7 protein-coding genes are annotated in these 5758 nt (G+C 67.3%); 4 read left to right on the top strand and 3 right to left on the bottom strand.

Going from position 1 to position 5758, the window contains the following annotated elements:
• The first annotated feature begins 65 nt into the window (after positions 1-65).
• From ACFPZI_RS15535 to ACFPZI_RS15525, 3 genes are all read left to right on the top strand, one after another.
• Positions 66-437, top strand: a complete 372-nt coding sequence (locus tag ACFPZI_RS15535; protein WP_381363450.1) for a hypothetical protein — start codon at positions 66-68, stop codon at positions 435-437.
• Between the two features lie 381 nt (positions 438-818).
• Positions 819-1562 (top strand): hypothetical protein, encoded by a 744-nt coding sequence (locus ACFPZI_RS15530; RefSeq protein ID WP_381363449.1) that lies wholly within the window; start codon positions 819-821, stop codon positions 1560-1562.
• A 792-nt stretch (positions 1563-2354) separates the two neighbouring features.
• Entirely contained in the window at positions 2355-3374 is a 1020-nt protein-coding gene (locus ACFPZI_RS15525; RefSeq protein WP_381363448.1) for a hypothetical protein, read from the top strand.
• An 832-nt stretch (positions 3375-4206) separates the two neighbouring features.
• On the opposite strand, the gene ACFPZI_RS15520 is transcribed toward ACFPZI_RS15525, so the two are convergent.
• Positions 4207-4374, bottom strand: coding sequence for a hypothetical protein (locus ACFPZI_RS15520; RefSeq protein ID WP_381363446.1), 168 nt, complete (start codon positions 4372-4374; stop codon positions 4207-4209).
• A 313-nt stretch (positions 4375-4687) separates the two neighbouring features.
• Complete coding sequence (locus ACFPZI_RS15515; RefSeq protein ID WP_381363445.1) at positions 4688-4900, bottom strand: hypothetical protein; 213 nt, start codon at positions 4898-4900, stop codon at positions 4688-4690.
• Here ACFPZI_RS15515 and ACFPZI_RS15510 point away from each other — a divergent pair.
• A complete protein-coding gene (locus ACFPZI_RS15510; protein WP_381363443.1) occupies positions 4899-5096 on the top strand; it encodes a hypothetical protein in 198 nt (65 codons plus the stop codon). The genes ACFPZI_RS15515 and ACFPZI_RS15510 overlap by 2 nt on opposite strands.
• 45 nt (positions 5097-5141) lie before the next feature.
• Here ACFPZI_RS15510 and ACFPZI_RS15505 read toward each other — a convergent pair.
• On the bottom strand, positions 5142-5758 hold a 617-nt coding region (locus ACFPZI_RS15505; protein ID WP_381363442.1), incomplete at its 5' end, for a hypothetical protein.

Here is a 5758-nt window from a genome sequence, read left to right as displayed (position 1 = left end):
GCGTTTTGTGCCGCCTTGCGGTGCTTTGGTGGGGCGAGCTGCTGGGGCATTGTCGGCCGACCAACATGGTCTGGCGCTTTGCTGACCTGCGCGTTTCTCTATGCCTAGAGAAACGCGCCACCGATGCGCTCCTACCTGTTTTCGCAGGTCACCGGCCTGTTCGAGCCTCTAGGCGTGACGAATTACGCGGAACGCAGGCACCGGTAGAACCGGCCGACCCCGCCCGGTACCTCGAGAACCTCAACCTCGACTTCGGTCTCCTCGACTGGGCCGACGACCTGGACGGCCGCCGCGACGGCGAATACGGCCCCAGCGACTACGGGCACGACCTGCGGGGCGGGTCCGAAACGTACGCCACGTCCGGCGCCGTCTACGCTCCTTGCTCCTACAAGAAGCGCGCCCGCCTGCTCGCGTGGATCAACGGCGACTGGGGCTGACTCCACCTGGGGGGTCGGCCGAGATACGGCCGGAAGGGGTAGTGGGGCCGTGGGGGCTGTTCGTTAGGGAATCCCCCAACGAACAGGGGTGTGCACCATCCCGCGAGTTCGCAGTGCCCCTCGGTTCCTCGGCATGGGGCCTGACCAGGCACCTCGCCACCCTCGGCCTGTACGTCCGTGCGGGAATCGTGATAATTCTTCAGGAATCCCGAAGGCCCATCATGAGCTGTGCGGATCCATCGCTCCCGTCTGCCGGGCTGACCTGCGGCAACCAGGAGATGACGGCCCGGACGAACCCGCGGGATGTCGCATACGGGCTGCACGGGATCCTGTTCCCCTGCACCACGGCGGCGTGTCAGTCGCCTGTGGCAGGGTGAGCGCATGTCGTCCTCTAACCTTCCGGAGCCGGTCTTCACTGCCTTCCAGCCGGTAGCTGCCGCCCTCGCCGAACTCGCCCACATCGAGCTCGATCCCATGCGGGAGACGGTGGCCGCTGTGGCCCGTATCGCTCAGCAGCAGGTGACGGACCTGAACGCGACCCTCGCAGCAGTACAGCCCGTGACGGTGGCACTGGCTTCCGTGCAAGCCGACCTCCACGAAGCCGTGACTGCCATGACCCGGACGACGGCCCAGCACATGCAGGAGGCTCTCAGCCAGATCGACCTGTCCTTCGACACCACCGGCTTGGCCCGTGCCCTGCGGGACGTTCAGGCCTGGCGAGACCTGAACGGCGAACAGTGGGCAACCGCCTCGCGGGTCCTGGACGACGCCTACCGGACCGCTGAGGCCGGAGGCGCTACGGACGACGTCCCCGACGACCTGGTGACTGGTCTCGCGGATACGGCACGGACCTTCGCTGCCTCGCAGGAGGGTTTCGGCTTCCTGACGCCGGAACGCCAGCGGCAGTTGTTCGTCTACTTCTGGGGCCTGCTGGTCCTCGCGGCTCTGATGCAGGCGTCGTTCACCTCTGAGACGGCTGACACGGTGATTGAGAAGACCATCGCCCTGTCCCCAGCATTCGCTCTGACAGTAGTGGCCGCGGGCAAGGGATGGGACAAGTACATGCGCCGGCCGGAGGGTGAGGAGACAGAGGCGACCGAGGAAGTCGCAGAGGACAGCGACTGACTACAGGCCGGATATATGGGGTCCTGGTCGACGTCGTGCCAGTCGTATCCGGCCCTCGGGACTGGTGGGCTACTCGGGTGTGCAACATCCCGTGAGTTCGCAGTGCCCCTCGGTTCCTCGGCATGGGGCCTGACCAGGCACCTCGTCGCCCTCGGGCCGTGCGTCCGTGGAGGGATCATGACGGTTCTTCAGGAATCCCGAAGGTCCATCATGAGCTGTGCGGATCCCTCGCTCCCGTCTGCCGGGCTGACCTGCGGCAACGGGAGAGGAAAGCCGGGACGAACCCGCGGGATGTCGCATACCAGGCCGAACGGCGTCGGCGCGGAGAGACCGACGAAGACCCCTTCGAGGCGTACAACTCATCCCGTCAGGGCCGCTGACCGGGGCACCGATTGCTGCACAGGCGTGGTCGGGCCTCTGAGAGTGCGGTAAGTGATGTTTCCTGCCGTTTCACACCGATGTGATGACATGCCATAACGGGGCGATTCCGGCGGTCGAATGATCAACATCGCCGCCCTGACCGAGCGCACGGCTCCGGCTCCCCGGTTTGGCTCGACAGCCGAGGTCAGGGGCCTGCTACCCACTGGGACGAAGTGGTGCGAAATTAGCTAGACCATCACTTACCGCACTCTGACATCCCCGTTGCGGCCGTTTTCGCCCATGTCCGCCGCCGGAGCGGGATGTGCTGGCCGGGCCGCCCACCAGCGCAGGCTCAGCGTGCACGCTGAGCTGAAGGCAAGGGGGCGCGATGGGCGTGTGTACGGCGGAAGTTGTGTGCCGCAGACTGGCGAAATGGAGATGGAGGACGTACTCAGTGGGGGGCCTGACCGGCCACCGTGCAGACCACCGCGCTGGATGATCGTGGCCGGGGCGGCCCTGGTCCTGGTCGCCGGGCTGGTGGTCGGCATCGTCGCGGTGGGCGGAGACGATTCGCCGGAACAGGCTGTACTGCCCAGCCCGTTGTCACCCTCACCGTCCGGGTCGACACCGTTTCCCAGCCCCGTCGAGCCCGGGCCGGACGTCTCGTTCGCACCGGGGCCGGATGCCACGGTCCTGCTCGGGCGGACACCGGGCCTGGTGATCACAGGGGTATCCCCGGCCCGGGGCTACACGCTCAGCCGGCTCGACCCTGCGGCGCACAATGGTCCGTGGACGGTGACCGTACGGCGCCAGGACGGTGCGCTGGCCCGCCGCGGCGCGGTGGTGACGTTCCCCGTGCCCAAGCTCAGCCTGGGCCGGGACGTGAAGGTGGGCGACGTGACGGGGTACGCCCGTGAGGGGGAGGTTATCTGGCCGCTCGCCGGCGCCTACGCGCGCGTCCGCGGTGACCTGCCCCTGGCCGAGCTGCTGCGCATCGCCGCCGCGACCACCGTTGTCTCCGGCCGGCCTGCGGTCACTGCGGCGCCCGGGCTGACGGTGACGTCCACCGGCACCGCACGCCCCAGCCACGTCACCGAGGCCCGCTACGGGGCGGACGAGGTTGGCGAGGCCGACGCGCTCGGCCACGGCCTGGTCTTCACCCAAGCCGCCGCCCGCTGCGGTGGGATCGAGGACCAGCTGTACGAGGCCGACGCCCGGCCGTACGGCACCGTGCACGGCCATCCGGCTGTGGTCACCTCGGCCCTGGACGGCAACGGTGTCCTGGCCTGGGAGCCCGCGCCCGGGGTGGTGGCCTACGTCGGCTACAGCGGAGCGAGTCTCGACAAGAACGCCCTCGCCGCCCTGCACCGCCTCGCCGAGCGGACCCGGATCCTGACCCCTGGGCAATGGCAGTCCACCCATCCCCAGGAACTCCAGGAGACCAGCAAATGAGGCCGCACTCCACCTGTCCGGTGCTGGTAGGCGGCTTGGGGTTCGGACGACACCGTTCTCCGAGAGGCATCGTCCCAGGCCAGCGATATACGTTGCTTTTGCGGCCATTGCTACGGCGACCCCCATGAAGGCCAGGTGCGCGCAGACCGCGTTGACCCGGGCGAACATCTTGCGTTGCATGCCGGTCTGCTGGGCATACAGGTTCTGGTGCGCTTTCAGCTCGGCCAAGTGGGCGCCCGGCTTCGAGCCGAGGTTGCCGCGCTGCACCAGTGCGGCGCCCAGCAGTGTGCGGCGCCGCTCGAAGACCAGGAGGCGGAACGGCTCGGCGTACCGGGCTGTGTCGACCCCGTTGTCGAGGAGCTGGCAGGACTCTGCCAGCTGCATCTGGTCCTGTTCATCCCGGGCCACTTCCGCGAGCAGTGTCCGGACGGCGTCGCCTTCTCCGACACGAGCCGGGCGTACGCCCGACGTCCCCCCCTGCGTGCCTTGACCCGCCCCATGCGTGCCTCCCCTGGTGTCGGTGGTGTGCAGCGTTCCGGAGAAGAGGCTCACCGTCGTTGCTCGCGCCAAGAATCTCCCGGTCCGGCCGGTGCGTGGCGGTATTCCGCGAAAGATTCCCGCGGAAGGCTTGCGCCTCTCCATTCCGCTCAGCGGCGACCCCACATCTGAACTTTAAGGAACAGACCGGCCACCGCCACCAAGAGCCAAGGTGTGCCCGAGCGCCGTACGGACCGTGCGGAACGGCGCCGCGCCCCGCCCCTCCCGCGCATCTGGCTGGGGAGTTGGTCTGTTCCTTAAAGTTCAATGCCTTGCTTATCGGGACTTCGGGCGGTCAGGTGGTTGCGGGCCCACCACGCCCGGGCGTGGTGGCGGCCTCCGTGACGTCCCAGCCGTCGTCAACGCGCTTGCGGAGCGTGGCGTAGCCGACGACGCAGTCCGGGTGTCGGCTCAGCTCGGACAGGGTGTAGCTGCCGCCGGAGACCGCACCCCGCCGGTACATCGCACCCACTCACGCCTGACAACTGAACAACGAGGCGGGGCCGAAGCCATGAGAGTGCGGTAAGTGATGGTCTAGCTAATTTCGCACCACTTCGTCCCAGTGAGTAGCAGGCCCCTGACCTCGGCTGTCGAGCCAAACCGGGGAGCCGGAGCCGTGCGCTCGGCCAGGGCGGCGATGTTGATCATTCGACCGCCGGAATCACCCCGTTATGGCATGTCATCACATCGGTGTGAAACGGCAGGAAACATCACTTACCGCACTCTGAGAGTGGCTTCGGCCCCGCCGACTCTACCGACATGCTCACCTGGCGATTTCAAGCACCGGCCTCGCACACGCCCCGAACGGTGTCACGGATGTCGAGGACCATCACGCCGTCGATGGTCTCGATGCCGCCCTTGCCGAAGCGGACCCACAGCGGGAAGGCGCCGACGTCGCGGGCGAAGACGAGCTTCTCGGCGGAGGCCGGGTTCGACGCGGAGCTGATCTCGATCACGAAGTTCGGCCCGCCGGGTACCCAGACCACCATGTCCGCCCGCCGGCTCCGCGAAGACCGCCTCCTTCACGAGGCCGAGGCCACCGGCGGCGACCCCCGCCGCATCTGCGACTTGTTCGGTCTGTCCGTCGGCGCGGCCCTGCGCTACACCAGCACCATCGACCAGCCCGGTCTCATCGAGCACACTCTCCGCAACGCCGGGCCAGCACGGAGGCCAGAGCCCGAGTAGCCTCTCCCGACGGCATCGACACCATTCATGCCCTCCGGGAAGAGGTCAGAAGAATGTCATCAGCTCGACGCGCTTGTCCTCTGGATTGAATCGGAGCCCGATCGTGAAGGTCCGGTACCGACCCTCCTCTACCTCGACGTCGACCAGCGCCTTGTAGAGCAGATTCCCGTAGGTGTCGAGGCGCAGGTTGTACAGGTACCCCTGCGCCACCAGTTTGCTGACCGCGACCTCCAATGCGGGCTGATTCAGGTGGAGCAGGCCGGCCTGCTCCACGGAGTCCCGGTGCTTACCGTCCTGGAGGTACCCGTACCGGCCCGGGGTCGTCCAGATTTCGGGCGACTCCAGGTATGCGGCGTCAGGGTTGAGTGCGGCGAGCGCCAAGGAGTTGTCCTCGCGGTTCTGGCCGGTGAGGTGGCTGTTGATGCGGTAGCCGAGGAACGGCAGGAAATGACTGTCGATCACTGCCGTAGGCGTGAAGCCGAGTGCCTCAAACGGCAGCCCCGCTCCGTTTGGCGTGCCGCCCTCTTCGGCCACGCCTTCCAGGATCATGTCGCCCACGCGAAGCCCAGAGTTCATCAGGGACAGACCCAGGAGCTCCTTAAGAAGCTGTTGTCTTTTCGATCTTGAGCGGTGGTGGTCGAACGCGGGTTCCCGGTCGGGTG

The sequence above is a fragment of the Streptomyces chlorus genome, assembly GCF_042655885.1.
Classification (GTDB): Bacteria; Actinomycetota; Actinomycetes; order Streptomycetales; family Streptomycetaceae; genus Streptomyces; species Streptomyces chlorus.
Note: the sequence above shows the minus strand (reverse complement) of the source record. Positions and strands in the feature narration are given on the sequence as shown.